A 25,619-nucleotide genomic window follows, 5' to 3' on the forward strand; every position below is an offset into this window, starting at 1 on the left:
AGCCACAATCGCCTTCACATCACGGGCCGCGCTGAGCGCGCGCTCGGCATCGGCACCTAAGCTCTTGGCGGAGTCGTGGTGAGCTAGGGAGACAATGCCGCAGCGCGCGCTCGCGGACATGGCGAGCGGGGCGGACCGGGGCAACCGGGTACAAAACCGGTCTGGCATCACGGCCACGTAAATCTTGGGTACCCTTCAATCCATGAGGTGGGGATGAACGATCCGCGTCGACCCCTGCGGTATGGCCCCCCGCAACCGGGGCCCGGGCCAGGCTGGCCGCAGGGTCCGGTAAACACGCCGCCCGCCGATCCGGCCTACGCCGACCAGGCGCCCTATGCGCCGACATACGGCGGTCACGTTCCGCAATGGGCTCCGGGTTCTTACGACGAGGCCAACCCCACTCAGCAATTGCCGCCACAGTATTGGCAACAGAACCCGGGTCAGCCGGGCGAGGTGCTGCGCGACGGACCGCCACCGCCGGAAGGCCCGAAGACACCGCGCTGGCTGTGGATCGCGGCTGGCGCGGCGGTGGTCCTGGTCATCGGTTTGGTCATCGCGCTGGTGATCGCGAACATCTCAGTCAAGAACCAGACCGCCCTCGAGCCGCTGCCACCGATCGCTGGGCCAAGCTCGACAATCGCGCCCCCCACGACGCGAACCTCACCCACGCCCAGCAGCAGCCCGGCGCCCACAACGACCAGCGGTTCGGCGACACCGACCACGACGCCTACCGCCGGTGCGATGCAGACCGTCGTGTACACCGTCACCGGCGAAGGCCGCGCGATCAGCGTCACCTACATGGACACCGGGGACGTCATACAGACCGAATTCAATGTCGCGCTGCCCTGGAGCAAAGAGGTGAGCCTGTCGCGGTCGGCGAACCATCCGGCGAGCGTCACCATCGTCAACATCGGCCACAACGTGACCTGCTCGGTGACGGTGAGCGGTGTTCAGGTCCGCCAGCGCACCGGGGTCGGCTTGACCATCTGCGACGCCTCGGGCTAGGTCGTCTCGGTCACGACGACACCGCCGTGCCGCGGAACACGCACCACCAGCATTCCCACCAGTCCCACCGCCAGCACCAGACAGATGCCGCCCAGTCCGGCTCGGACCGCGCTGAAGATGTCGACAAAGATTGAAAACAGCCACGGCCCGAGGAACGCCACGGCGCGGCCTGTCATCGTGTACAAGCCGAAGGCCACCCCCTCCTTGCCGTGCGGTGCCATGCGCAGCAACAGAGCGCGCGCCGACGACTGCGACGGTCCGATGAACAGACACAGCAGCAGCCCGCACACCCAAAAAGCCGTCGCTCCCGACAGCACCATCAGAACGATCGCACTGATCAAGATCGAGGCCAGGGATGCGACGATGACCGGCTTGGATCCGACCCGATGGTCAACAAACCCACCGACCACCGCCGCGACCGCGGCCACCACGCTTGCGGCCACACCAAACAGCAGTACATCGGCTTGAGTCAGCCCGTAGACGTTGACGCCCAGTACCGCCCCGAAGGCGAACATCGCCGCCAGGCCGTCCCGGAAGATCGCGCTGGCGATCAGAAAGTAGACCAGATTGCGGTCGCGACGCCATTCCGAACTGATGTCGGCCCACAGCTTTCGGTAGGCACCGAGCATTCTCGTCGCCGGCTGCGGCACCGTGCCGACATCGGGGAGTCGGTGGGCTACCAGCAGCAGCGGCGAGGCCAGCACGGCTAACCAAGCCGCCGCGAGCAGCATCGCGACCCGGATGTTGAAGCCGTCATGCGCCGGCAACTGCAGCAAGCCGCGGTGAGCGCCGCTGCCCGCCACGAAGCCCAGATAGATCAATATCAGCAACACAACGCTGCCGACGTATCCCGATGCCCAGCCGAAACCCGAGATCCGGCTGGCGGTCGTCGGCGGGGAGAGCTGACGCAGCATCGAGTTGTACGGAACGCTCGCCAGGTCACTGCATGCCGCGGTCGCGGCCAGCAATGCCAACCCGGCCCACAGGTATCCGGGACTGTCATGGATCAAAAACATCGCGCAGGTCAGCGCCACCGTGACGCTGGTCAGTACGCCCAGGGCCACCCGGCGGCGGTGCGGGGATTCCACCCATACGCCGACCAGCGGAGCCAGCAACGCGATGGTCAGGCCAGCGGCGGCCGCGGCTCGACCCAGCCAACTGGCCGGGTCACTGCCTCCGGGCATCCCCTCTCCCACCATGCTGGTCAGGTAGACGGAAAACACAAAGGTCGTCACGATCGCGTTCAAACCGGTCGACCCGCAGTCCCACAGCGCCCATGCCACCACCCGGGATCGCACAAACGTTCCGGTGGCCGGGTTGGTCATGCCCGGCACTCTATCTCGCGATTGGCCGCGACCTGCTGCGTCGGCTCCGCTGCGCTTGTGGTCGTTGTGAAAAGGCCACTGTCTACGATTGGCTCATGCCGATACCTGCGCCCAGTCCCGACGCACGTGCCGTTGTCACCGGAGCTTCGCAAAACATCGGCGAAGCGCTGGCCACCGAGTTGGCCGCGCGGGGGCACAACCTGATCGTCACCGCGCGCCGCGAATCGCTGCTGAACGAGCTCGCCGCCCGGCTGACCGACAAGTACCGCGTCACCGTCGAAGTCCGGCCGGCAGATCTCGCCGACCCACAGGAACGCACCAAGCTGACCGACGAACTCGCCGCGCGACCCATCTCGATCCTGTGCGCCAACGCCGGCACCGCGACGTTCGGTCCGGTCGCATCGCTGGACCCGGCGGGCGAAAAGGCGCAGGTGCAGCTCAATGCCGTCGCCGTGCACGACCTCACCTTGGCGGTGCTGCCGGGCATGATCGAGCGCAGGGCCGGCGGGATCTTGATTTCCGGTTCGGCGGCCGGCAACTCGCCGATCCCCTACAACGCGACCTATGCCGCCACCAAAGCCTTCGCAAACACCTTCAGCGAATCGCTGCGCGGTGAGCTGCGCGGCTCCGGAGTGCACGTCACCTTGCTTGCCCCGGGGCCGGTACGCACCGACCTGCCCGACGCCAGCGAAGCCTCGCTGGTCGAACGGCTGGTACCCGATTTCTTGTGGATCTCCACCGAACACACCGCCCAGGTTTCATTGGACGCCTTGGCCCGCAACAAGATGCGCGTCGTTCCCGGCCTGACCTCGAAGGCCATGTCGGTGGCCAGTCAGTACGCTCCCCGGGCCATCGTGGCACCCATCGTGGGCGGCTTCTACAAAAAGCTCGGGGGCGGCTAGGCGTTACTTGCGCCGACGCCGCCCGGTACCGAAGATGCTGCGGGTGAACTCTCGTGCGGCGGTGTTGATCGCGCTCTTCACGGTGGGATTCTTGAGCACTTCTTCCCACAACGGAGGTCCCTGCGGCTCGACGGGCGTCGGCATCGGCGGTAAGTCGAAGTCCTGCGGCCAGGGCAGCGGGTCGTATTTTCCTCGTGGGGGCTGAGGCGCCGTCGCGGGTGGCTCCGCCGCCTCGGTCGCCGGCGCGTACTTGGCGCTCAACATCTCGTGGGCCGATTCCCGGTCGATGGTCTGGCCGTAGACGGCCTGCAGTGGGCTGGCCTGGGCCACAGCGCGGATCGCCTCGGAGCCGATAGCACCCGTCAGCGACCGCGGCGCGCGCATCCGGGTCCACGCCACCGGCGTCGGCACCCCCTTTTCGGAGAGCACCGTGACGACGGCCTCGCCGATTCCCAGCGAGGTCAGCGCGGACTCCAGGTCATAGACATCGGTTTTCGGGTAGGTGCGTACGGTCTTGGTCAGTGCCTTGTGATCGTCGGGGGTGAATGCCCGCAACGCGTGCTGAATCCGGGCGCCGAGCTGGGACAGCACATCCTTGGGCAGGTCGGTCGGCAATTGGGTGCAAAAGAACACCCCTACGCCCTTGGAGCGAATCAGCTTGACGGTTTGCTCGACCTGCTCCAGGAAAGCTTTGGAGGCATCGCTGAACAGCAAGTGCGCCTCGTCGAAGAAGAACACCAGCTTCGGCTTGTCCAGATCCCCCACCTCGGGCAGATAGGTGAACAGGTCGGCCAGCACCCACATCAGGAAGGTGGAGAACAACACCGGGCGCAGCGACTGACTCCCCAGCTCGAGCAGGGAGATGATGCCCCGGCCCTGGCCGTCGACACGAAGCAGGTCATCGGGTCTGAGTTCCGGCTCGCCGAAGAAGCTGTCGGCGCCTTCGGCCTCCAGGTTGACCAACGCCCGAAGAATGACGCCGGCCGTCGTAGGAGATACCGCGCCAAGAGATTTCAGCTCGGCCTTGCCCTCATCACTAATCAGATGCGTGATGACCGCACGCAGGTCTTTGAGGTCCAGCAGCGGAAGTTCCCGCTGATCGGCCCAGTGAAAGATCAGTCCAAGCGTCGATTCCTGGGTGGCGTTAAGTCCCAACACCTTTGCCAGCAGGATCGGGCCGAAGCTGGAAATGGTGGCGCGCACCGGAACGCCCACCCCGCCGGCACCCAGCGACAGAAACTCCACCGGAAATGCGGTGGGCGTCCACGCATCCCCGGTCTCTTCGGCCCGCGCCGCCAGCTTGTCATCGGTCTGCCCGGCTCGAGACAGGCCGGACAGGTCTCCCTTCACGTCGGCCATCAGCACGGACACCCCAGCCGCGCTGAGTTGCTCGGCGATCAGCTGCAGCGTCTTGGTTTTTCCGGTACCGGTGGCCCCAGCTACCAGACCGTGCCGGTTGACAGTGGCCAGCGGAATGCGAATCTGTGCAGCTGGGTCCGCCTAGCCATCGATCACGACGCTGCCCAGCTGAAGCGCTTGACCGTCCACGTCGTAGCCGGCTGCGATCCGCTGCGCCGGCCCCACCTGCCCGTCGGGCCCATCGGTACTCATCGTTGCCGCGCCCCCTTTTCCCAGTGGTTCCGGCGTGCAGTTGGGGAAAGCATCACACTACTTTGCCGGGGGCAGGCGGGGTGCGAGCCGGGCGTGGGCCTTAGTCTGAGCGCTGTGCGTGAGGAATTGGTATGGATCGACTGTGAAATGACCGGACTGGATCTTGGGTCGGACAAGTTGATCGAGATCGCCGCACTGGTCACCGATGCCGACCTAAACATCCTGGGAGACGGCGTGGACGTAGTGATCCACGCCGACGACGCCGCGTTGTCCTCGATGGTCGACGTGGTCGCCGACATGCACTCGCGCTCCGGGCTGACCGAAGAGGTGCGGGCATCCACGGTCGACATGGCCACCGCCGAGGCGATGGTGCTCGACTACATCGGTGAACATGTGAAGCAACCCAAGACGGCGCCCCTGGCCGGGAACTCGATCGCCACCGACCGCTCGTTCATCGCCCGCGACATGCCGGCGCTGGACGCATTTCTGCACTACCGGATGATCGATGTCAGCTCCATCAAGGAACTGTGCCGGCGCTGGTATCCGCGTATCTACTTCGGACAACCGCCCAAAGGGCTGGCGCACCGGGCACTGGCCGACATTCACGAATCCATCCGGGAGCTGCAGTATTACCGGCGTACCGCATTCGTGCCCCAGCCCGGGCCCACTACCAGCGAAATCACCGCGGTGGTCGCCGATCTTCAGGGCGCGGACGACGCACCGGAGGCAACCGATTCGGCCCAGGAGCGTCCGAGCGGTTAGTATCGACGTCGCCGTTGGTTAGCCCCGGTCGGGGCGGGCGACGGCCATGGTGAGTGTAGTTCAGTTGGTAGAGCACCAGGTTGTGATCCTGGGGGTCGCGGGTTCGAGTCCCGTCACTCACCCCACTGGTCAGAGGGCGTTTCCCGCCCTCTGACCTTTTGCTTTGGATGGCCCTCGGGACGCCCTCATGACGCCGTTGGAGACCCGGAGCTGGTTTGGGTGTCTGCGCGCATCTCGTGGATTCGTTGCGATCTGGCCAAGATCAGGCCGCTGACCAGCAGCACCCACGCGGGAAACATCAGCGTCACCCACATGCTGACGTCACTGACGGTCAACAGGGCCGCGGCGGCCGCGTAACTGATTCCGGCCAGCCAGCGCGGCATCAAGCCGGTCCGCAGCCAGATCGTCGCCAGCGAGATCATGAACACCGCCGCCATCCGCAGCGCGTAGGTCTTGCTGGCAGTCAGCACCACCGCCTTGCCAAACCTGACCACCTCGGCATGCGCGGCCGGGTCGACGACATTGGCATTGCTGGCCACCAGCCCGGCCGACGCCGCCGTCATGACGAAGATCATCACCAAGAACAGCAAGCCGCTGCCCAGAAACACCGTCGCGAAAAACCGGTCCTCATAGCGGCCGAAGCCATCACGCACCACCCCGATGAACCACAAGAAGCTGATCCCCGCGAACGGCATCAGCATGGCAGCGGTCGCGATCCCGCCGTGCTCGTTGTTGAGCCAGCCCGCGGTATCCCCCTCACCCTCAGGCATTCTGGTGCGAATCAGGATGATGACGGCACCGAACAGCAGTGCAAAGACCACTCCAGCCAGCGCCGCGGCTCGGGGGGTCGTCAACGGGTGCAGTGATGCCTGCGGTGGTGGATGCACGGCCTCATCCTTTCAAAGCTGCACGCACTGGCGCGGGGGTTTGAGCCGCTCCCGCTTGGACGCACCCAAATATCGTGGCGCACCACGAAGTTGGGCTCCGCTTCGCGACTCGACGGGAGATGCCTGATCGCATTACCGGAATCCGGCGAGCGCGATCCGCAGCGCCTGGCCCATCTGGACGTGAAATATCGGGCTGGACGGCGGATCCGTGCTCAGCCAGCGATCGAATACGAATTTCACTGTGGCCAGGCTCGTGTGGACCAGCAATGCCGGTCGAATGTCGGTGCGCGCGTCGACTCCCATTCGGGAAGCGACGTGCTCGATGAAGCGGTGCTGGTCGTCTTCGCTCACCAAAGCCGACTTGCTCAACAAGTAGGGAGCGGTCGCGATCGCCCGGCGCCAGGTATCCAGTTTGAGATCACCGGCGTCCCTGGCGTAGCTGACGAACAACGCGATCAAGGCCTCGACCGCGGATTCATCCGCGGGCCAGCTGCGGTAGGAGCTGACGATCTCGGTGATGGCCTGCCGGACCGGATCGACCAGCAGTCCCTCCTTGGTGGGGGCGTGCCGAAAGTAGGTGCTGATGGAGACTCCAGCCGCCGCGGCAATGTCTTCGGTCGTCACCGCGTCGAATCCACGCTCGGCAAAGAGTCGGTGGGCGGTCTGCTGAATCAGCGAAAACAACTCGGCGCGCCGACGGTCTCGCAGCGAACCAATGTTTGCTGAATTCATACCATCACCCTCGGACGCCATCCCGGAACAGCAAGGCGATTATGCCTTCCGCGCTGATGGTAGATCATCGCGGATGAACGTTTCTACACTATTGAAAGTGCCTATCGACTAGGCCTGCGTGTTACCGCATACCGTACTGAGCTGCAGAGTCGCGGAACCCGAGCGCGCCACCCCAGGCAAGACTCGCTCCATGGCGCCCGATAACTTCTGCTGGACGATGTAGGACAAAAGCGGTGGGGAGGGCGCCAATGGAGTCGGGCGCTAGCACGCGATGAGGCGCGGCCCGGGTTTGCTCACGACGCCGTTGGTTGCACCGCGATGACCACCCAACCCGAGCCCGCACTGCTCGGTTCACGCAATGACGACGGCGTTGCCGCCATCGGTGACTGGGCCGCCGGCTACGTTAGGCGCCACCCACTAGCCGCACTCACCACCGTCGGTGAACAGTTCGTCCTCGGGGTGCGCACCATCCAGTACTTCTTCGTCGATCTGGTCACCGGCCGCTTCCAGTGGCAAGAGTTCGTCCGCCAAGGCGCCTTCATGGCAGGGACCGCGGTGCTGCCGACGATCCTGGTTTCGCTGCCGATCAGCGTCACGTTGTCGATTCAGTTCGCGCTGCTCGCCGGCCAGGTCGGGGCCACCTCACTGGCCGGAGCCGCCAGCGGCCTGGCGGTCATCCGGCAAGGAGCCTCGCTGGTGGCGACCGTCCTGATGGCGTCGGCTGTCGGATCGGCCATCACCGCCGACCTAGGTTCGCGAACGATGCGCGAAGAGACCGACGCTATGGAAGTGATGGGCGTATCGGTGATCCGGCGCCTGGTGGTGCCGCGCTTTGCCGCCGCGATCATGATCGGTGTCGCGCTGACCGGTGTCGTGTGCTTCGTCGGCTATTTCGCCAGCTACATGTTCAACGTGTACTTCCAGAACGGGGCACCGGGCAGCTTCGTGGCAACGTTCGCGTCTTTCGCGACGACCGACGACATGTTTCTGGCGCTGTTCAAGGCCGTCATCTTCGGCGCCATCGTGGCGGTCGTATCGGCCCAGAAGGGCCTGTCCACCAAGGGCGGGCCGACGGGCGTGGCGAACTCGGTGAACGCGGCGGTCGTCGAGTCGATCCTGGTGCTGATGATCGTCAACGTCTCGATCAGCTAGTTGCACGTCATGCTGGCTCCCCGGACGGGGCTGTGACATGACGGTTTCCGCCTACCGGCCGCTAGCGCCCATCACCGAGCAGGTGGTTCGGCTCTACCGCAGGACCACCAAGCCGATCATTCGGCTGGGCCACATGCTGGTCTTCTTCTTCCGGGTACTGGCCGGAGTGCCGATCGCGGTGCGCCAATACCGCGGCGAGTTTCTGCGGCTGTTGTCCAACATCACCTGGGGCAACGGCTCGATTGTGGTGGGGGGCGGTACCGCCGGGGTGGCGGTGGTGCTCGGCATGACCGTTGGCGCGCTGCTGGGCATCGAGGGTTACAACTTCCTCGATCTGCTTGGCCTGGGCCCCGCAACCGGCTTGATCTCATCGTTGGTCAACACCCGCGAGTTGGCTCCCCTGATGGCGTCACTGGCGTTTGCGATGCAAGCCGGCTGCCGGTTCACCGCACAGCTGGGTTCGGTGCGCATCGCCGAAGAGATCGACGCGAGGGAATCGATTGCGATCCGCCCGATCCCGTTCTTGGTGACGACTCGCCTGGTTGCCTCGATCGTCGCGATGATCCCGCTCTATGCCGCTTGTCTGGCCATCGGCTACCTGACCACCCAAGTGGTGGTAGGCATCAGCAGCGGTGGCTCCACCGGCTCCTATTTGCACTACTTCTCGCTGATGCTGGCCGGTCAGGACATCTTCTATTCGTTGCTCAAGACCGTCATCTTCGTGTGGATCGCTTCCACTATCCAGTGCTACTACGGCTTCTACGCCAGCGGCGGCCCCGAGGGGGTCGGTGTTGCCGCGCGACATGGCATGCGGGCCAGCATCACCGTCGTGATCATGGTGAACATGCTGATCACCATGGCACTGTGGGGCGTCGACTCCGGGGCACGGTTCGGCGGCTAGGTAGATGGTCAGGTTGATGACAGATGCCCAATTCCATTGAGTCAGACGGGCGTGGCCCGTCGGATCGCCAGCTGATCGGCATCGGACTGGTGGTTGTGCTGCTGGCGGCGGTGCTGACCATTGCGCTGCTGGTCAAATCGACCGGCCGGCTCAACGACTACGTGCGCGTAACCGCGGACCTGCGCAACGTGGGCGACGGCCTGCCCAAGAGATCTGACGTCAAGTACCACGGCGTGCTGGTCGGCATGGTGGACGGCGTGGCTCCGGCGGCCAACGGGCGGCCCAACTACGTCCACATCAATCTCAAACCCGAATACGCCGCATCGATTCCGGCGGCGGTAACCGCTCGCGTCGTTCCCAGTAGCGTTTTCGCCGTGTCGTCCGTGCAGCTGATCGACGCACCCGCACCGCGTGGTCGCCAACCTGCCATCCGGGCCGGGACGCACATCCCCGAAGACAGCCGGCTACCCACGGTACTTTTTCAAACCACCGTCAGTAAGCTGCGCGATCTGCTCGCTGCGGCCGGACGCGGTCGTGAGGATAACTCGCTGGGAATCCTCGCTGCGATCGCGGCCGCCACCGACCATCGCCGTGCGCCCTTACTCAGCGGTGGAGCTCAGCTCAATCGCCTTCTCGATCAACTCAATTCGATCGTCGCCACCGATTCGGAACCCTCAACGGTCGCCGCGCTCATCGACGCGACCCGCGGATTGCAGGCCAGCGCACCCGAACTCGTCGAGGCGTTGCACCAGGCCGTGGAGCCGATGAAGACGTTCGCCGAGACCCGTGCACAGCTCGCCGCCCTGCTCGCCGGCGCCGACCACACCATCGGGACCGCGCAGCAATCGTTGGGCAACCACATCGATCAGCTGATCCAGATCACCACCGACTTCACTCCGGTGCTGGGCGTGCTGGCGCAGCAGTCCGACAATTTTCTGCCCGCGGTCATCAAACTGGACAACCTGGCCACCAAGTTCATGGACGAAGTCTGGATGCCCGAGAACAACACCGGAAACATGCGGGTGAACCTGTCGTTCACGCCCAGCCACTCATACACGCGCGCGGACTGCCCGCGCTACGGCGAACTCAAGGGGCCCAGCTGCTTCACGGCGCCGCTGGTTCCGGTTCGGCCCGACCTACCGGAAGTGCTGCTGCCGCAGAACTATCAACCACCCAAAGATCTGGCACCGCCACCGGGGACCGCTGTCGGTCCAGACGGCAACCTGGTGGCCCTCGGCCCGCCGCTGATCAACCCGAGCCCCAATCTGACCGATCCCAATCCACCGTTGCCCGCATGGTTGACTCCATCACCGCGGGTGCCGGGGACCGGGGACCGGGGACCGGGGACCCTGACGATGCGCCACCCGCGCCACCCGCGCCACCAGGGGCCGCTGCGCCGTCGGCATTCGGCGGCAACGTCGGTCCCGTCGGCAGCCGCCAGGAGCGCGACGCACTCGCCCTGATCACTGGCCGGCCCGCCACCGTCGCCACCGAATTGCTGCTGGGACCACTCGCCCGTGGGACGGTTGTGTCGCTACGTAATTCGGGTGCGGGTGGGGAGCCACGATGAAGTTTCGCGGTCCGCTCATCGGGCTTTCCCTATTCATGGTCGTTGCGGTGGCACTCACCTGGATGGTCTATGTCAGCCTGCGACGTGAAGTCGCCGGAAAGACCGTGGCGTATGCGGCGGTGTTCACCGACGTGTACGGGCTGCGTGAAGGCGACGACGTCCGCATGGCCGGCGTTCGGGTCGGCCGGGTCGAAAAGATCGACCTTGAAGGGAAACTGGCGAAGGTGCGGTTCGTTGTACAAAACGAGCAACGACTCTTCGGCAACACGGTCGCCTCGGTGACCTACCAGAACATCGTCGGGCAACGTTACCTCGGGCTGTCGTTGGGCAAGAAGGGCAGTCCGGATCAGCTCGCGCCGAGCAGTGTCATCCCCGTGCAGCGCACCGAACCATCCTTCGACGTCACGGCGCTGCTCAACGGTTACGAGCCGCTGTTCAGCCTGTTGAACCCACGTGACGCCGACAACCTCACCAAGGGCATCATCGAGTCGCTGCAGGGCGACACCGCCTCGCTGGCCACATTGGTCAGCCAGACATCCACGCTCACCGAGACATTCGCCGGCCGCGACCAGGCGCTTGGCGATGTGATCACCAACCTGAACAAGGTGATCTACAACCTGGCTCAGCAGAACGACAACCTCGACGGCGTGATCACCGATACCCGGGAGGTGGTGTCTACCCTCGACCAGCGCCGTCCAGAGCTGGTTTCCTCAATCGGCTCCCTGGCCCGGGTACTAGAGCGACTATCCGCCTCCGCCAACGACGTATACCCGCAACTGCGTGAGTTCATCGACCGCCAGCCCGGCGCCACCCGCCATATTCTCAGCGTCGAGCCCCAGGTGGCATTCTTCGGCGACAACATTCCGCTGCTGTTGAAAGGACTAACCCGCGTAGGCAACCGGGGCGCCTACGGCAACGCATACGTATGCGACATCAACGCCTTCGGATTCTTCCCCGGCCTCAACGACGTCATGCCGATCATCGTCAACGCTGCGACCCCGGGGAACCAAGCCCGGCACACGCCGCGATGCCGGAGCATGGCTGATGGCTGATTCATCGCTGCGCCACAGGCTTTCCGCGTTGCAGAGGCGCCCGCTGGAGAGCTACAACAAGACCTGGCTGGGGTTTGCCGCCGTCGCGGTGGTCGCGGTGGTGATCGCGGCCATGCTGGTGGTGCATCTGGCCGGAGCCGGATATCGGCGCTACACGGCGGAGTTTCTGCAGGCGGCTGCGCTGCGAGCCGGTAACCCGATCGCCATCGCGGGCATCCCGGTCGGCACCGTCACCAGCATGAAGCTCGTCGGTGATCACGTCGAGGCGGGTCTGCGGATCCGCGATGACGTGGTGCTGGGCAAGGACTCCACGGCCACCATCAGAGTCACCACCATTCTCGGATCCCGCTATCTGGCCATCGAGCCCGACGGCGCGGCGTCGCTTCCCGACCACACCTTCGACTTGGCACACACCGCGGTTCCCTACGATCTGCAGGCCGCGTTGAAAGACGCGACAACAACTTTCGAGCAGGTCGACTCGGACCGATTCGCGCAGTCGCTTACCGTGCTGGGCAGGCAGCTCGACAAGCTACCGCCGGTGGTGCCGCAGGCGGTGGCCAACATCGACTCGCTGTCCTCGATCATCGCCACCCGCCGCGATCAATTGGGCCAGCTGCTCGAGAGCACCGAGCAGGTCACCAATACCTTGCGTCGGCAGCTTTCCACCATCGGCGGCCTGGTCAACCAGGGACAGGACCTGATGGGCCAGTTCGTCGCGCGGCGCGCCGTCTTCCACGCGATGATGCGATCCCTCGACGGCTTCGTCGGCACCTTGCGCCAGATCATCGGCGACCGCCCGGGCGTGGATGCGCTGCTGAAAGACATGCGTGAGTTCACCGGTCTGTTGGCACAACACGACGACCTGTTGAGCAATCTGCTGCAGATCAGCCCGATCTTCTTCCGCGAGGCGACCAACATCACCGGCGATGGCAACGCCGTCAACTTCAACGCACCCAATGGCCTGCTGCTGGTGGATTCATGGATGTGTGCGATCAGCGGCCGCGCCGAGCAGTTCGGGATGATTCCCTATTTCAAGGACTGCAAATGACAACCAGCAAGGTCAAGATCCTCGCCGTCGTCGCCGCCGTGCTGGCGGTGGTCGCGCTGGCCGGTGCCGGGTGGTGGCGGATGGGTGCCGATGATGACCCGATGACCGTGACAGCCCAGTTCGACAGCGCCTCGGGGCTGTATGAGGGCAACGTGGTGGCTGTCTTGGGTATGCCGGTCGGCCAGGTCACCAAGATCAGGCCCAAAGGCGGCTACGTCGAAGTCGAATTCACCATCGATCGCAAGGTCAAGATTCCCGCCGACGCCCAAGCCGTCACGGTGTCGACCTCCATCCTCACCGACCGGCAGATCGAACTCACGCCGCCCTATCGGGGTGGCCCGGTGCTGCAAAGCCACGACACCATCGGCTTGACCCGCACCAAAACTCCCGTCGAATTCAGTCGGGTGCTCAGCGTTCTCGACAAGGTGACCAAGTCGCTGCAAGGCGATGGTCACGGCAGTGGTCCCGTCGCCGATGTGCTGAGCGGGGGTACCGAGATCGTCGACGGGAACGGCGCCAAGATCAAGGGAGCCCTTGACGCCCTGTCGCGGGCGCTCCGGCTCAGCAGCGACGGCGGCGCCCAGACCCGCGAACAGATCACGACGATCATCAGAAACGTCAGCTCCTTGTTCGACGCCGCAGCAGCCAACGACGCAAAGCTCCGGGAGTTTGCCTCGACGATCCATCAGGTCAGCCAGATTCTGGCCGACGAGGATATCGGCGGCGGCAACACCGGCAAGCGGCTCGATCAACTGGTGCAGCGTGCCGGTGACCTGCTCGATGCCAACCGCGAGGCGATCCGACAGACCGTTCTCAACGGCAACACCACATTGCAGACGGTCAGCGACCAGCAGCGGGATCTCGCGGAAATACTTGATCTCGCGCCGCTGGTGGCCGACAACGGGTACAACGCCATCGACCGGGCCAACGGTGCCGTTCGAGCTCACTTCCTCACCGACAGAATGATATTCGACAGCCAGCTGACCAAAGAGGTCTGCAACATGATGGGCTTGAGGCAGCTGGGATGCAGCACTGGGACCCTGCAGGATTTCGGGCCCGACTTCGGCCTGACCTTCGTGCTGGACGGCATGGCCACCATGGGGCAGAAGTGATGAGCGGGTTCGGGAAAGCCGCCGCCGCGATCGCGGTGACCACGCTGCTCAGCTCCGGATGTGCCGCTAACGGCCTTGATAGCCTTCCCCTTCCGGCTCCGACACTGGGCTCCGGGGGTTACACGCTGACCGCAGTGTTCGCCGACGCGCTCAACCTGCCGATGAACGCGAAGGTCAAGCTCGCCGGCGCCGACGTCGGACAGGTCGAGTCAATGGTCGCGCGCAACTACACGGCGGTGACGAGGCTGCGCATTACCGATGACGTTCGGCTGCCTCGGGGCAGCACGGCGGAGTTGCGGACCGCCACCCCGCTCGGTGATGTGTTCGTGGCGTTGCGCCCACCCGCGGGAGCCGGTACCGAGGCGGCGATGTTGAAGGACGGCGACACCATCGGGTTGGATTCCACGACGGCGGCCGCAACCGTGGAATCGGTGCTGAGCTCTGCGGCAATCCTGGTCAACGGCGGAGCAATACGCAATTTCACCAACATGATCAACGGCTTCGGCAACGCCACGGGCGACCAGGGCCAGGCATTCGGAAATCTCATTCACAAGTCCAACCGGCTGCTGGCCACGCTGGACTCGCGGTCTGAGCAGATCTCGACTGGCCTGAGCGAATTAGCCAGCCTGGCGGAACAACTCGATGCCAAGAACCAGGCCGTCACCGAGTTGATGGCCGCCGCCGAGCCTGCCGCCGACGCCCTGGCCGCCAACACCGGGGAGCTGTCCAACCTGGTCGTCCAGGTCGGCGACACCACCCGCCTGCTGGCCAGGTTCCCAGCATTGGGCGGAACCGACACCAGCGGCCGCAGCATGATCCGAGACCTCAACACGATTGCCGGGGCCGCCAACGACATCGCGGTCAGCCCCGACACCAGCTGGCTGGCCTTGAACCGGATGATCCCGCCGATGGTTAAATCCACTGCTCGGGGCGCACTTTCGGTGCGCGCCAGCGTGGACCGGCTGGTGCTCGGATCGATACCCGACATCGGCTTCCCCGGCTACGTCGGATTGCACGGACCGCACCGCTACAACTGGAACCAGTTCATCGGCTCGTTGAAGTACACGCTGTGGCGGCTGCAGGAACGAGTGGTCGGGCGAGGACCGGGTTCGCCGCAGCTGCCGGTGATGCCCGACCCGGAGGTTCCGGGCGAAATCCAGATCGCTCCTCCCCTGTCCCCCAACCGCCGGGACCCCCACCGTGATCACGCCGATCGCCAATGCCGTTGTCCGCGTGGTGCGGGCGGGACATCGTCAGCAGACGTGGCTGTCGGTGGCGGGGCTGGTTCTCACCCTCGTCGTCGCGGCCGCCTACTTGCTGGTCGGCGCGTTGCGGCTGACGCCGTTCGCCTCGAGCTACCGGGTTACCGTCTCGCTACCGGAATCCGGTGGCCTACTGCCCAATCAGGACGTCGCACTGCGTGGTGTGCGGATCGGACGAATCGAGTCGCTGCACCTCACCGAATCGGGTGTCGATGCCATCGCCAGCATCACATCGCAGGTAAAGATTCCGGCGTCCAGCACCGTTCATGTGTCGGCGCTGTCTCCGGCTGGTGAGCAGTTCCTCGATTTCGAACCCGAATCCGACACCGGGCCCTATCTAAGCGAGGGCGCAGTGATCGGAGTTAATCAGGCGAGGGTCCCGGTCAGCCTCGCGCAGTTGCTCGGTGATGCCAACGGATTGCTCGCGCAGATCGACCCGCACCAGGTCGAGCTGATCAAGAAGGAACTGAGCCTGAGCCAGGCGGGGTCGAAAAAGCTTGCCGCCATTGTTGATGGCGGCACGTTCCTGCTGTCGACGCTCGATTCGGTGTTGCCCGAAACCACCAGCATTATCAGGACCAGCCGGGTGGTGCTGAACCTGATAGCCGACAAGAATGCCGGGCTGGCCGCGACCGCCGTGACACTGGATCGGACCCTGGCCGGCGTGGCCAGAATGCAAGGCGGGTATCGGAGCCTCACCGAGCGGACACCGCACACCCTGGCGGCCATCGACCACTTGTTCGCCGATAACTCCGACACGATGGTGCAGTTACTGGGCAGCATGGCTACCGCCGCGCAGCTGCTCTACCTGCGGGTACCGGCGCTCAACGCGCTGTTCCCCGACTATCGAGGATCGGTGCTGGACGCTCTGGCAAGCGCTTTCCACGACCACGGCGTCTGGGCGACGGCCGAACTCTATCCGCGCTACACCTGCGACTACGGCACCCCGTCGTATCTGCCTTCGGCGGCCGACTATCCCGAACCGTTCATGTACACCTACTGCCGCGACGACGACCCCGCGGTCTCGATTCGAGGAGCCAAGAACGCGCCGCGCCCGGGCGGTGACGATACTGCCGGACCACCGCCCGGGGCAGATCTGGGCCGGCGAACCGATCCAACGCCGCGGGGCCGCTTCACCATTCCCACCCCCTACGGGGGGCCGGTGCTGCCGATCGAACCGCCTCACTGAGCACGACACCACGTCCAACGCAAGGAGATGATTGTGGTCGCTACCACGGAGAAAGACGACGAAACCCAGTCCGAGGAACCCGCTGCCTCGTCGGAGGACAACCAAGACACCGAAGACACCTCACAGACCCCAGACATCGAAGTCGACTCGGTTGAGCACGCCGAGGCCGAGTCGGCGGACGACGACGAGGACAACACGCTGCTGGCGGACAAGCGCGAAAAGGCGGCGCGCCCAAACCGCTCCTGGGCGCGGTATCTACGGCGCGGCGCAATGCCGCTGTTGCTCGCTGGTGCACTGGCGCTTTCGGCATTCCTGGGCTGGCAGCAATGGCAGCAGCGCCAGGTGAAGCTGGCGGGCCAGCAGGCTCAACAAGCCGCCATCGCCTACGCCCAAGTGCTGACCAGCATTGATTCCAACAACGTCGACCAGAACTTCCGTCAAGTGCTCGACGGGGCGACCGGCGAGTTCAAGGACATGTATACGCAGTCCAGCGTTCAGCTGCGTCAGTTGCTGATCGACAACAAGGCCAGTGCCCATGGCGTCGTGGTGGATTCCGCAGTTGCCTCCGAAACCGTGAACAAGGTCGTCGTGCTGGTCTTTGTCGACCTAACCGTGACCAACATGGCGGTACCGGACCCGCGCATCGATCGCAGCCGGATCAAGATGACCATGGAAAAGGTCGACGGACGCTGGCTGGCCAGCAAAGTCCAGCTGCTCTAAACCGTTCGGAGCCAACCCATGCCGATCACACGATTGCTCACGACACTGACGCTGGTCGTAGCGGCAGCAACCTCGGGGTTCGTCAGCCCGCCAACGGCGCGGGCATCAGCTTCGTCGTTCTGCGGGAGCTCGGTGGCGACTGGGACGGCCAGTACTGCCATACCTCGGTGGTCTCCGAACGCAAAGCGGTCCGCGATATCAAAGTGGCGGTGCCCGCTGACCTCATCGACGATGCGACGGCAGGTCCGGTGGTCCGCGACTATCTGCGCACCCTGGTCACCAACTGGAAATCTGTGGGCGCACAGATGGTCGCGGACAGCTTCGGCGAGGAGAACTACCAGGTGTTCCGGCACGGCAGCATGCTCAGCGCCGTGTTCCACGAGGATTACCACGCCGACGGCCCCAAGCCCAACAACGCCTATCGCACGTTCACCTTCGACACGGGGGGCGGGAGGCGAGTGCAGCTGGCGGACCTGACGACCTCGAATCCGCTTACCGCAATTCCCCCGCTGGGCCAGCCCTACATCCAGGCCGCACTCGATGCGGCCGCGCCACCGCACGACCCGGGAACCTACCCATTCGTCGCCGACCGGTGGACACCCGACAAGGTCTATTCCGGCGGCTACCGGGCTTGGGCACTAACCCCAGACGAGTTGGTTCTCTACCTGCCCGACTACCCGGTGGGTCATGACGAGCCGATCGACTTCACGCCCGGGGCCGCACAATGGTCCATGGACGGAGGAGCCGTCGTAGCGCACATCCCGCTCTCGGCGCTGGGTCCCGTACTGCGCGGCTGAGTTACGCGTTGGCGTTGCCGGCGCGCCACTGCTCCCAGGGAATGTTCCAGTCGCCAAGCCCCTCAGTGCCGGGCAGCGTGCCTCCCACGGTGTTGACGACCTCGACGATGTCGCCGGTCTTGATGTGGTCATAGAACCACTCCGCGTTGCTGGGGCTCACATTCAGACACCCGTGGCTGGTGTTCGTGTGGCCCTGGGCACCGACCGACCACGGCGCGGAGTGCACATAGACACCGCTATAGGACAGCTGCGTGGCCCAATTGACATCGGTGCGGTACCCATTGGGTGAGTTGACCGGCACGCCGTAGGTCGAAGAGTCCATGATGATGTGCTTGAACCGCGCGCCCACGATGTAGATGCCGTTGGCGGTCGGGGTGCTGTCCTTGCCCATCGAGGTCGGCATGGTCTTGACCACCTCGCCGTTGACCAGGATGGTCAGCATCTTCGTGTTGTCGTCGGCGGTCGCAATCACCTCGTCGCCGATGGTGAAGTGCGTCTTGACGTTGTCCTCGCCGAACATGCCCTCACCCAGATCGACACCGTAGGTGTTCACCGCGACATCAACGCTGGTCCCCGACTTCCAGAAGTGCTCTGGGCGCCAACGCACCTCGCGGTTGTTGAGCCAGTAGAAGGCGCCCTCGACGGCCGGTTTGGTGGTGATCTTGATGGCCTTCTCGGCAGCCAGGCGGTTGGCGATGTTCTCGTCGAACCGGATCGCGACCGGCTCACCGACGCCGACAACCTCACCGTCGGCGGGACTCACGTACGGCATCGTCAGATGGGCCGGCGAACTGGTCTGGAACGTCATCTGGCGGGTCGCGGCACCGCCCAGGCCAAGCGCCTTGGCGTTGAGCGTATAGCGCCGGTTGTATCCGAGCGGCTCGTCAGTCGACCAGTGCAGTCCGTCGGAGCTGAGTTTCCCGCTGATGGACTTGCCGCTCTCGTTGACCATGGTGACCGCGGCCAACACACCGTCGGAGACGCTCACGGTGACCGGTGCGTCCACGGTGACCCCGACGGCCCCGTCGGTCACCGATGCGGTGAGCTTGGGCACCAACAGGTCGGCAAACGGGGTGCCCTTGTTCTCGATCACCTTGGTCGCGGTGGGGGTAGCACTGCTGCCGCCGCAGGCGACGGCCAGCACAGCAACCGGGATCAGGATCGCAGCCAGCCACGATCGACGTCTGCTCAAAGGCGCCATCAAGTGACCTTCCAGATACTCACGCTTACTTTGGTCACCGCTGACCTCGGATTGTTACTAGCATTGTACTGCCTCATCACCGCCAGCTCGGCGAATGAGGCTCCGTTCCTGCGGTCCAGTATCGCACTGCACCCCGTGTGATCCGGAGATTTCCCTCTGCGCCGGGATGCCTGTTATTGTCGCAACGCGGTCTTGCCAGACCGATGCGCCGTTAGCTCAGTTGGTAGAGCAGCTGACTCTTAATCAGCGGGTCCGGGGTTCGAAACCCTGACGGCGCACTTCACGAAATGCCCCTTGTGGGAGCCACGATGCGGCGAGCGGCCTCTACGGCCGCTGCCCGTCGCCCCTCGATAACCGCGCGATCAGTAGCGACGGCATCGGGATGAGGCGACTGCGCCCAGGCCAGACCCACCCCAAACAACAGGACGAGCAAGTCCATCGGATACCAGTGCGGGTCGACGTGGCCGGCGGCTTGGGCCGCTTCGATCACACCGACGTCGCGCGCCTGGACCGATTCCACGCCCTCGACCTGCGGCGGGTCCAGGACCAAACCCTCTAGATTGGCCCAGGTAATCATGCGCAGGTGCTCGGGCCTGCGGCAGGCCAGGTCGTAGATGTCGCCGACGAACTCGGGGACCGCGTCGGGACGCAGCGTCACCGCGGCAAAGAACTCCTCCATGTCGGCGGCGACAACGCTGCGAAATAGCGCCTCCTTGTCCTGGAAGTGCGCGTAGAGCCGCTCCTTGCTCGCCTCGGCGGTCCGCGCGATGCGGTCGATCCGGGCACCGGCCAGGCCGTATTGCGCGAACTCGGACCGAGCGGCGGTCAGGATCGTCTCGCGAAGTTCAGCCGTGGTTCGCACAGCATGATCATAGCCATACGAACTAGTTCGTTTGATAGCGTGGTAGTCCGAGCACGAATCCGAGCGGAGGAAGCCATGGGCGGACGCATCGATACCGAGGCAATAATGAGCCCGCCGCGCCGAGTGGAGTTCCTGCGCGGTGCGCTAGACCGGACCCAAGACGGGATTGCGCCGCTTATCGACCTGTTTCGGCCCCATGTAACCGGCCTGGAAACACTGCCCGCCAACGGACGATTCTTGTTGGTGGGCAACCACACTCAGTTTGTCGGCGGTGAGGTGCTGCTGGTTCCGCACTTCGTTCGTCGGGCAATCGGCAGCCGAGTGCGTCCACTGGCCGATCGCCGGTTCGGGCGGCGCCGCGGCATTGGTTACGACCTGATGACCGCCTACGGCGGCGTCGTCGGCGCGCCCGAAAGCGCACGAGAACTGATGCGGCACAACGAAACCATTCTGGTATTCCCCGGCGGAGGCCGCGAGATCGCGAAATTCAAGGGCGAGGAATACCACTTGAATTGGAATGGGCGCAACGGATTCGCCCGCATCGCGGCCGAAAACGACTATCCGATCGTTCCGGTCGGACTGGCCGGCGGTGACGATGTCTACAAGAGCATGATCACCCGCGACAGCGCGCTCGGCCGGCTCAGCCAGGCCGTCAGCGTGAAGCTGACCGGCCGCTCCGACATGGCGATGCCGTTGATGCGCGGGATGGGACCAACCCTGATCCCCCGCCCCCAGCGGATGTACCTGCGTTTTGGCGAGCCGATCGACACGACGCAGCCGGATGGGAGAGCGGCCCAGGAGTGGGTCGAGTCGGTGAAGAAAAGCACTCAGCACGCTCTGGAAACAATCCTGGCCGAGTTGCTGAGCATTCGCGCAGGCGACCCGTTCCGCGCGCTCAACCCGTTGTCCTGGGCGAGCGCGGCCAAAGCCGAAGCGACCAGCAGCGCGAGCCAAAATTAGGGTGCCGCCGCAACTTTGGCAGCGCCCAGCCCATACCCGCCAGGCCTGGCCGACGCGCGCTGTCCAGGGGCTATCAAGACGCCTTCGGTGGGCCGATCGGATCTGTTCGAACCCCCGCCTTTGGCGGTAGTTTTCTTCTGACACCGAAGTTGTGATCGGCGCCCCCAGACCAGGTTTGTCGAAGGAGCTGTAATGGGGTTCATCCAGCCAAACCTGCCCGTCGTCGACATGGCCGAGTGGAGCAAGGGCACCCGCGCGCAGCGGATCGTTCCGATGGCCCGCCACATTGCAGAAAACGGCTTCGGCACCCCGCTGGTGATGCCCGTGATGTATGGCATCAAGATCGTGCTCTACATCCTGGGCGCGTACTGTTCGCCTTGTCCACAAGCGGTGTCGAGGGCTTCAGCAACGTCGGCGCGTGGTGGACGGAACCGATCGTGTTCGAGAAGGCCGTGCTCTACACGATGCTGTTCGAGGTGGTAGGTCTGGGCTGCTGCTTCGGCCCGATGGCCGGGCGCTACTTCCCGCCGATGGGTTCGATCCTGTACTGGCTGCGGCCCGGAACCATCCGCCTGCCCCCCTGGCCCAACCGGGTGCCACTGACCAAGGGCACCAACAGAACTCTGTTCGAGGTTTTGCTCTACGGCGCCCTACTCGCGCTGCTCGTCGTCGCGTTGGTGTCCGACGGCACCGGGCCAATTCCTGAGCTCAACACCATGATCGGCGTGCTTCCGCGGTGGCAGCCGGTCGCCATCCTCTCGGTGCTCGCGGTCCTCGGCCTGCGCGACAAGATCACCTTCCTGGCCGCGCGCGGTGAGGTGTATGCGCCACTGACACTGGTGTTCCTGTTCTCCGGCAGCGACATCGTCGTCGGAGCAAAGCTGGTCTTCATCGTCATCTGGCTGGGCGCAGCGACCTCGAAGCTCAACAAACACTTCCCGTTCGTGATCTCGACGATGCTGGCCAATAATCCGTTCATCCCCTCCGGGTTCCTCAAGAGGTCGTTGTTCAAGCGATACCCGGATGATCTACGGCCCAGCACGTTATCGGACTTCATCGCACATTTCTCGACCGCGGTGGAAGGGCTGGTACCGCTGGCGCTGTTCTTCTGCCACGGTGGCTGGCCGACGACCATTGCCGCGTTCGTGATGGTCATGTTCCACCTCAACATCCTGCTGGCCTTCCCGATGGGGGTGCCGCTGGAGTGGAACGTCTTCATGATTTTCGGGGTGCTGTGGCTGTTCGTCGCCCACGCACACCTCGGGCTCGCCGATTTGACCGGCCCGTGGCCCGTCGTCCTGTGCGCCCTGATCGCCGCCGTTGTCGTCATCGGAAATCTCTACCCGCGCATGGTCTCCTTCCTGCCCGGCATGCGTTACTACGCCGGCAACTGGGACACCACCCAGTGGTGCGTCAAGCCGTCGGCCGACGAAAAGATCCGAGTCGGTGCTCGCGCACTCGGCCCGATGTATCACCTGCAACTCGAGCGGCTCTACAACAGCAAAGAGCAGGCCCTGGTGCCGATACACCTGGCCTTCGCGTTTCGGGGGATGAACACCCATGGCCGCGCGCTCTACACGCTGGTGCATCGCGCACTGGCCGGGTACGACGAGGACGACTACAACGTGTGCGAGGGCGCGCAACTTTGCGCCATGGTGCTCGGATGGAACTTCGGCGACGGGCATCTACATAACGAGTGCCTCATCGAGGCCCTACAGCAGCGGTGCGGATTCGAGCCGGGTGAGGTTCGGGTGGTGATTCTCGACTCGCAGCCCATCCAAATCCAGCGCCAGCAGTACCGGCTCGTCGACGCCGCCACTGGCGAGTTCGAGCACGGTTACGTCGATGTGGCTGACATGGCCGAGGCCCAGCCCTGGGTCGATGACCTGCCGATACACGTCGAAAGCGGCACCGCGGCCGGAATGACCTGAGGGCACTGCGGTGGTACCCAATCGCGTCGAGCGTGCCCCCAGGGCGTCGAGTGTGCGCTCAGGGTGGCGATCCGGCGGTTTCCACGCCCTGGACGCACATCCGAAGCCGTCTCAGCGGTTCCTGATCTTGCGGATCACCACGACCACGACGACAGACCCGATCCCGACCAACGTCACGGTCACGGCCGGTTTGGTGACGAACTCGATCACTTTGGCCTTCACGTCGTCGGCCAGGCGGCGGGGGTTGGCACGCTCAACCAGCGAGTCGACGGTGGTCGCCAGCTGGTCGCGGGCGACGTCGATGTCCTGCTTGATGGTGTCGGGATCGCGGTCCGCCACGTGTCTGTCCTCCAAGTCTCCCGCTATCCGGCCTATACACCTGCCCGCACTACCCTAGATCAGCCGGTGCGAGTCCTAACGCTCCGGTGAACAGAAAGGGACCTACGTTGAGCGAGACCACACGCCTGGCGCCAGGCGACAAAGCGCCTGCATTCAGCCTGCCCGACGCCAACGGCAACAAGGTGTCACTGTCCGACTACAAGGGACGCCAAGTGGTGGTGTACTTCTACCCGGCCGCTTCGACCCCCGGATGCACCAAACAGGCCTGCGATTTCCGCGACAACCTGAGCGAGTTGAACGAGGCCGGCCTCGACGTGGTCGGGATCTCGCCCGACAAGCCGGAGAAGCTGGCCAAGTTCCGCGATGCCGAGGGGCTCACGTTCCCGCTGCTATCCGATCCGGACCGCAAGGTGTTGGCCGCCTACGGCGCCTACGGCGAGAAGATGCTGTACGGCAAGACCGTCACCGGCGTGATCCGTTCCACGTTCGTGGTCGACGAAAACGGCAAGATCGCCGTCGCCCAGTACAACGTGAAGGCGACCGGGCACGTCGCCAAACTCCGCCGCGACCTACAGGTGTGATCAGGCCAGGTTGGCCAGCAGCAGCGCCTCGGCCACCGCGGCTCGCTCCAGCACCCCCAGATGCAGGCTCTCGTTGACGCTGTGCGCCTGCGTCCCGGGATCCTCCACCCCCGTGACGAGGATCTTCGCGTCAGGAAACGCCTCGGCGAACTCGGCGATGAACGGGATCGACCCACCCATACCCATGTCGATCGGGTCGGCACCCCACGCCTGGCGGAACGCCGTGCGTGCGGCGTCATAGACCGGACCGCTCGCGTCGATCGCGTAAGGCTGACCGATGTCGCCGCGCTCGACGCTTACCCGGGCCCCCCAGGGCGCATGCTTACGCAGGTGAGCTTCCACGGCATCGAGGTGCGCCGCGGCGTCCCCGCCGGGTGCGATCCGAATGCTGATCTTGGCGCGAGCCCGCGGAATCAACGTATTCGATGCTGCCGCAATGGAAGTGGTGTCGATACCGATCACGGTGATCGCCGGCTGCGCCCACAGCCGCTGGGGCACCGAACCTGACCCGATCTCGGTGACACCGTCGAGCAGACCCGAGTCCGCACGCACCCGCTCGGGCGGATAGTCAACGGCGGCGGCCGTGCTCTCGTGCAATCCGGCCACCGCTACGTTGCCGTCGTCATCATGCAGGCTGGCCAGCAGCCGCACCAACACACTGAGCGCGTCGGGAACCACACCACCCCACAAACCGGAGTGCAGCCCGTGGTCGAGGGTGGCGACTTCCACGACACAGTCAGCCATGCCACGCAGCGACACCGTCAGCGCCGGCACATCGGTGCTCCAATTGTCCGAATCCGCGATGACGATCACGTCGGCCACCAGCACGTCGCGGTGAGCGGCCAGCAATCGGCCCAACGACGGCGAACCGGACTCCTCCTCGCCCTCGACGAAGACGGTCACACCCACCGGCGGTTTGCCATCGTGCGCCCGAAAGGCCGCCAAATGCGTTGCGATTCCCGCCTTGTCATCGGCCGTGCCACGCCCGTAAAGACGACCGTCGCGTTCGGTCGGCTCGAACGGGGCCGAGGCCCACTGATCGGGGTCTCCCTCGGGTTGGACATCGTGGTGGGCATACAGCAGCACGGTCGGCGCGCCCGGCGGTGCCGGATGCTGCGCGATGACCGCCGGGGCACCGCCTTCGCTGACGATCTGGACGTCATCAAAACCTGCCTGTGCCAACAAATCAGCTACCGCTTGAGCACTGCGATGGACCTCGGCGCGTCGCCCCGGGTCGGCCCATACGGATTCGATCCGGACCAGCTTCTCGAGGTCCTGCCGCACCGACGGCAGCACCTCGCGCACACGCTCAACAAGATCAGTCATGACACTGAGGCTAACCAACGGGCTGGCTATGCTGAGCGCGTAATGGCGACACGCGGTCCCGACCCGACGGCGCCGCTCTGGCGGGCGGCGCAGCTATTCTGGCTGCTGAGCTGCGGCTACGCACTCGGCTTCCACATCGCGATCAACTCAAACCTGCAGCGGCCGCTGCTGGGCTGGGCGCTGTTCGCGGTGCTGATCGGCTGGAGCGCAGCCTGCGCGGTCGCCTACCTGCGCGGCTTCGGCCGGCGGCCGGCCTGGGTGATCACCCAGGGCTCCGGCGTTGTTGATTAGCAGGCTTGTGAGCTGGGTTGATGATCTTTGGTGCCGCGCTATTGGGGCCGGAGTGTAGGCACGGGCTATCTGGAGAACGATCGAGTTGGTTACTGTTCGTC

At 64.7% G+C, this 25,619-nt stretch carries 19 protein-coding genes, 2 tRNA genes and 6 pseudogenes; 19 read left to right on the plus strand and 8 right to left on the minus strand.

Going from position 1 to position 25,619, the window contains the following annotated elements; translation table 11 throughout:
• Positions 1 to 213 precede the first annotated feature (213 nt).
• The gene (locus MPSD_RS19350; RefSeq protein ID WP_012395454.1) at positions 214 to 1,005 is read left to right on the plus strand and encodes an MmpS family transport accessory protein; all 792 of its coding nucleotides are present in this window, start codon (positions 214 to 216) and stop codon (positions 1,003 to 1,005) included.
• Here MPSD_RS19350 and MPSD_RS19355 read toward each other — a convergent pair.
• Positions 1,002 to 2,330, minus strand: coding sequence for an MFS transporter (locus MPSD_RS19355; RefSeq protein ID WP_086085620.1), 1,329 nt, complete (start codon positions 2,328 to 2,330; stop codon positions 1,002 to 1,004). The genes MPSD_RS19350 and MPSD_RS19355 overlap by 4 nt on opposite strands.
• Positions 2,331 to 2,425: 95 nt before the next feature.
• Here MPSD_RS19355 and cmrA point away from each other — a divergent pair, with 95 nt between their 5' ends.
• Complete coding sequence (gene cmrA, locus MPSD_RS19360; RefSeq protein WP_012395456.1) at positions 2,426 to 3,232, plus strand: mycolate reductase; 807 nt, start codon at positions 2,426 to 2,428, stop codon at positions 3,230 to 3,232.
• Positions 3,233 to 3,235: 3 nt separating this feature from the next.
• On the opposite strand, the pseudogene MPSD_RS19365 reads toward cmrA, so the two are convergent.
• Positions 3,236 to 4,843 (minus strand): annotated as a pseudogene (locus tag MPSD_RS19365) (helicase HerA-like domain-containing protein).
• Positions 4,844 to 4,957: 114 nt separating this feature from the next.
• On the opposite strand from MPSD_RS19365, the gene orn reads away from it, so the two are divergent.
• Both orn and MPSD_RS19375 read left to right on the plus strand, forming a co-directional pair.
• On the plus strand, positions 4,958 to 5,605 hold the full coding sequence (gene orn, locus MPSD_RS19370) for an oligoribonuclease (protein WP_012395458.1): 648 nt from the start codon (positions 4,958 to 4,960) through the stop codon (positions 5,603 to 5,605).
• A 49-nt stretch (positions 5,606 to 5,654) separates the two neighbouring features.
• Positions 5,655 to 5,730 (plus strand) — tRNA-His (locus MPSD_RS19375).
• A 60-nt stretch (positions 5,731 to 5,790) separates the two neighbouring features.
• On the opposite strand, the gene MPSD_RS19380 is transcribed toward MPSD_RS19375, so the two are convergent.
• The gene (locus MPSD_RS19380; RefSeq protein ID WP_086085613.1) at positions 5,791 to 6,492 is read right to left on the minus strand and encodes a hypothetical protein; all 702 of its coding nucleotides are present in this window, start codon (positions 6,490 to 6,492) and stop codon (positions 5,791 to 5,793) included.
• A gap of 132 nt (positions 6,493 to 6,624) precedes the next feature.
• Entirely contained in the window at positions 6,625 to 7,224 is a 600-nt protein-coding gene (locus MPSD_RS19385; protein ID WP_086085621.1) for a TetR/AcrR family transcriptional regulator, read from the minus strand.
• Positions 7,225 to 7,542: 318 nt separating this feature from the next.
• Here MPSD_RS19385 and MPSD_RS19390 point away from each other — a divergent pair, with 318 nt between their 5' ends.
• The 10 genes and pseudogenes from MPSD_RS19390 to MPSD_RS19435 all read left to right on the plus strand — a co-directional run bounded on the left by MPSD_RS19390 (position 7,543) and on the right by MPSD_RS19435 (position 18,027).
• Positions 7,543 to 8,376 (plus strand): MlaE family ABC transporter permease, encoded by an 834-nt coding sequence (locus MPSD_RS19390; protein WP_051153658.1) that lies wholly within the window; start codon positions 7,543 to 7,545, stop codon positions 8,374 to 8,376.
• A gap of 37 nt (positions 8,377 to 8,413) precedes the next feature.
• Complete coding sequence (locus tag MPSD_RS19395) at positions 8,414 to 9,277, plus strand: MlaE family ABC transporter permease (protein WP_020786671.1); 864 nt, start codon at positions 8,414 to 8,416, stop codon at positions 9,275 to 9,277.
• 23 nt (positions 9,278 to 9,300) lie between these two features.
• Positions 9,301 to 10,847 (plus strand): annotated as a pseudogene (locus tag MPSD_RS19400) (MlaD family protein).
• Complete coding sequence (locus MPSD_RS19405; RefSeq protein ID WP_086085614.1) at positions 10,844 to 11,899, plus strand: MlaD family protein; 1,056 nt, start codon at positions 10,844 to 10,846, stop codon at positions 11,897 to 11,899. The pseudogene MPSD_RS19400 and the gene MPSD_RS19405 overlap by 4 nt, the downstream one beginning before the upstream one ends.
• A complete protein-coding gene (locus MPSD_RS19410) occupies positions 11,892 to 12,947 on the plus strand; it encodes an MCE family protein (protein ID WP_020786668.1) in 1,056 nt (351 codons plus the stop codon). The genes MPSD_RS19405 and MPSD_RS19410 overlap by 8 nt, the downstream gene beginning before the upstream one ends.
• On the plus strand, positions 12,944 to 14,059 hold the full coding sequence (locus tag MPSD_RS19415) for an MCE family protein (protein WP_086085615.1): 1,116 nt from the start codon (positions 12,944 to 12,946) through the stop codon (positions 14,057 to 14,059). Before MPSD_RS19410 ends, MPSD_RS19415 begins: the two co-directional genes overlap by 4 nt.
• Positions 14,059 to 15,263 (plus strand): annotated as a pseudogene (locus tag MPSD_RS19420) (MlaD family protein). Before MPSD_RS19415 ends, MPSD_RS19420 begins: the two are co-directional and overlap by 1 nt.
• Positions 15,260 to 16,510, plus strand: a complete 1,251-nt coding sequence (locus tag MPSD_RS19425; RefSeq protein ID WP_086085617.1) for an MlaD family protein — start codon at positions 15,260 to 15,262, stop codon at positions 16,508 to 16,510. The pseudogene MPSD_RS19420 and the gene MPSD_RS19425 overlap by 4 nt, the downstream one beginning before the upstream one ends.
• 27 nt (positions 16,511 to 16,537) lie before the next feature.
• On the plus strand, positions 16,538 to 17,230 hold the full coding sequence (locus MPSD_RS19430; protein ID WP_036426429.1) for a hypothetical protein: 693 nt from the start codon (positions 16,538 to 16,540) through the stop codon (positions 17,228 to 17,230).
• 18 nt (positions 17,231 to 17,248) lie between these two features.
• Positions 17,249 to 18,027 (plus strand): annotated as a pseudogene (locus MPSD_RS19435) (mannan-binding family protein).
• Between the two features lies 1 nt (position 18,028).
• On the opposite strand, the gene MPSD_RS19440 reads toward MPSD_RS19435, so the two are convergent.
• On the minus strand, positions 18,029 to 19,228 hold the full coding sequence (locus MPSD_RS19440) for a L,D-transpeptidase (RefSeq protein WP_020786662.1): 1,200 nt from the start codon (positions 19,226 to 19,228) through the stop codon (positions 18,029 to 18,031).
• Between the two features lie 205 nt (positions 19,229 to 19,433).
• Here MPSD_RS19440 and MPSD_RS19445 point away from each other — a divergent pair.
• Positions 19,434 to 19,506 (plus strand) — tRNA-Lys (locus MPSD_RS19445).
• 2 nt (positions 19,507 to 19,508) lie between these two features.
• Here the strand turns inward: MPSD_RS19445 and MPSD_RS19450 are convergent.
• Positions 19,509 to 20,090: a TetR/AcrR family transcriptional regulator gene (locus tag MPSD_RS19450; RefSeq protein ID WP_020786661.1), complete on the minus strand. Its 582-nt coding sequence runs from the start codon at positions 20,088 to 20,090 to the stop codon at positions 19,509 to 19,511.
• Between the two features lie 75 nt (positions 20,091 to 20,165).
• Here MPSD_RS19450 and MPSD_RS19455 point away from each other — a divergent pair, with 75 nt between their 5' ends.
• Complete coding sequence (locus MPSD_RS19455) at positions 20,166 to 21,050, plus strand: lysophospholipid acyltransferase family protein (RefSeq protein WP_086085618.1); 885 nt, start codon at positions 20,166 to 20,168, stop codon at positions 21,048 to 21,050.
• A 192-nt stretch (positions 21,051 to 21,242) separates the two neighbouring features.
• Positions 21,243 to 22,981: pseudogene (locus MPSD_RS19460) on the plus strand (DUF3556 domain-containing protein).
• Between the two features lie 111 nt (positions 22,982 to 23,092).
• On the opposite strand, the gene MPSD_RS19465 reads toward MPSD_RS19460, so the two are convergent.
• Positions 23,093 to 23,320 (minus strand): DUF3618 domain-containing protein, encoded by a 228-nt coding sequence (locus MPSD_RS19465; protein WP_011741513.1) that lies wholly within the window; start codon positions 23,318 to 23,320, stop codon positions 23,093 to 23,095.
• A gap of 107 nt (positions 23,321 to 23,427) precedes the next feature.
• Between MPSD_RS19465 and bcp the strand changes: the two genes are divergently transcribed.
• Positions 23,428 to 23,901 carry a thioredoxin-dependent thiol peroxidase gene (gene bcp / locus MPSD_RS19470; protein ID WP_086085619.1) on the plus strand — a complete coding sequence of 158 codons (474 nt, stop codon included), beginning with the start codon at positions 23,428 to 23,430 and terminating at the stop codon, positions 23,899 to 23,901.
• On the opposite strand, the gene MPSD_RS19475 is transcribed toward bcp, so the two are convergent.
• Positions 23,902 to 25,227, minus strand: a complete 1,326-nt coding sequence (locus tag MPSD_RS19475; protein ID WP_020786658.1) for a dipeptidase — start codon at positions 25,225 to 25,227, stop codon at positions 23,902 to 23,904.
• A gap of 42 nt (positions 25,228 to 25,269) precedes the next feature.
• On the opposite strand from MPSD_RS19475, the pseudogene MPSD_RS19480 reads away from it, so the two are divergent.
• Positions 25,270 to 25,497: pseudogene (locus MPSD_RS19480) on the plus strand (DUF5931 domain-containing protein); the annotation flags it as partial.
• Positions 25,498 to 25,619 lie beyond the last annotated feature (122 nt).

The sequence above is a fragment of the Mycobacterium pseudoshottsii JCM 15466 genome, assembly GCF_003584745.1.
Taxonomy (GTDB): Bacteria; Actinomycetota; Actinomycetes; order Mycobacteriales; family Mycobacteriaceae; genus Mycobacterium; species Mycobacterium marinum.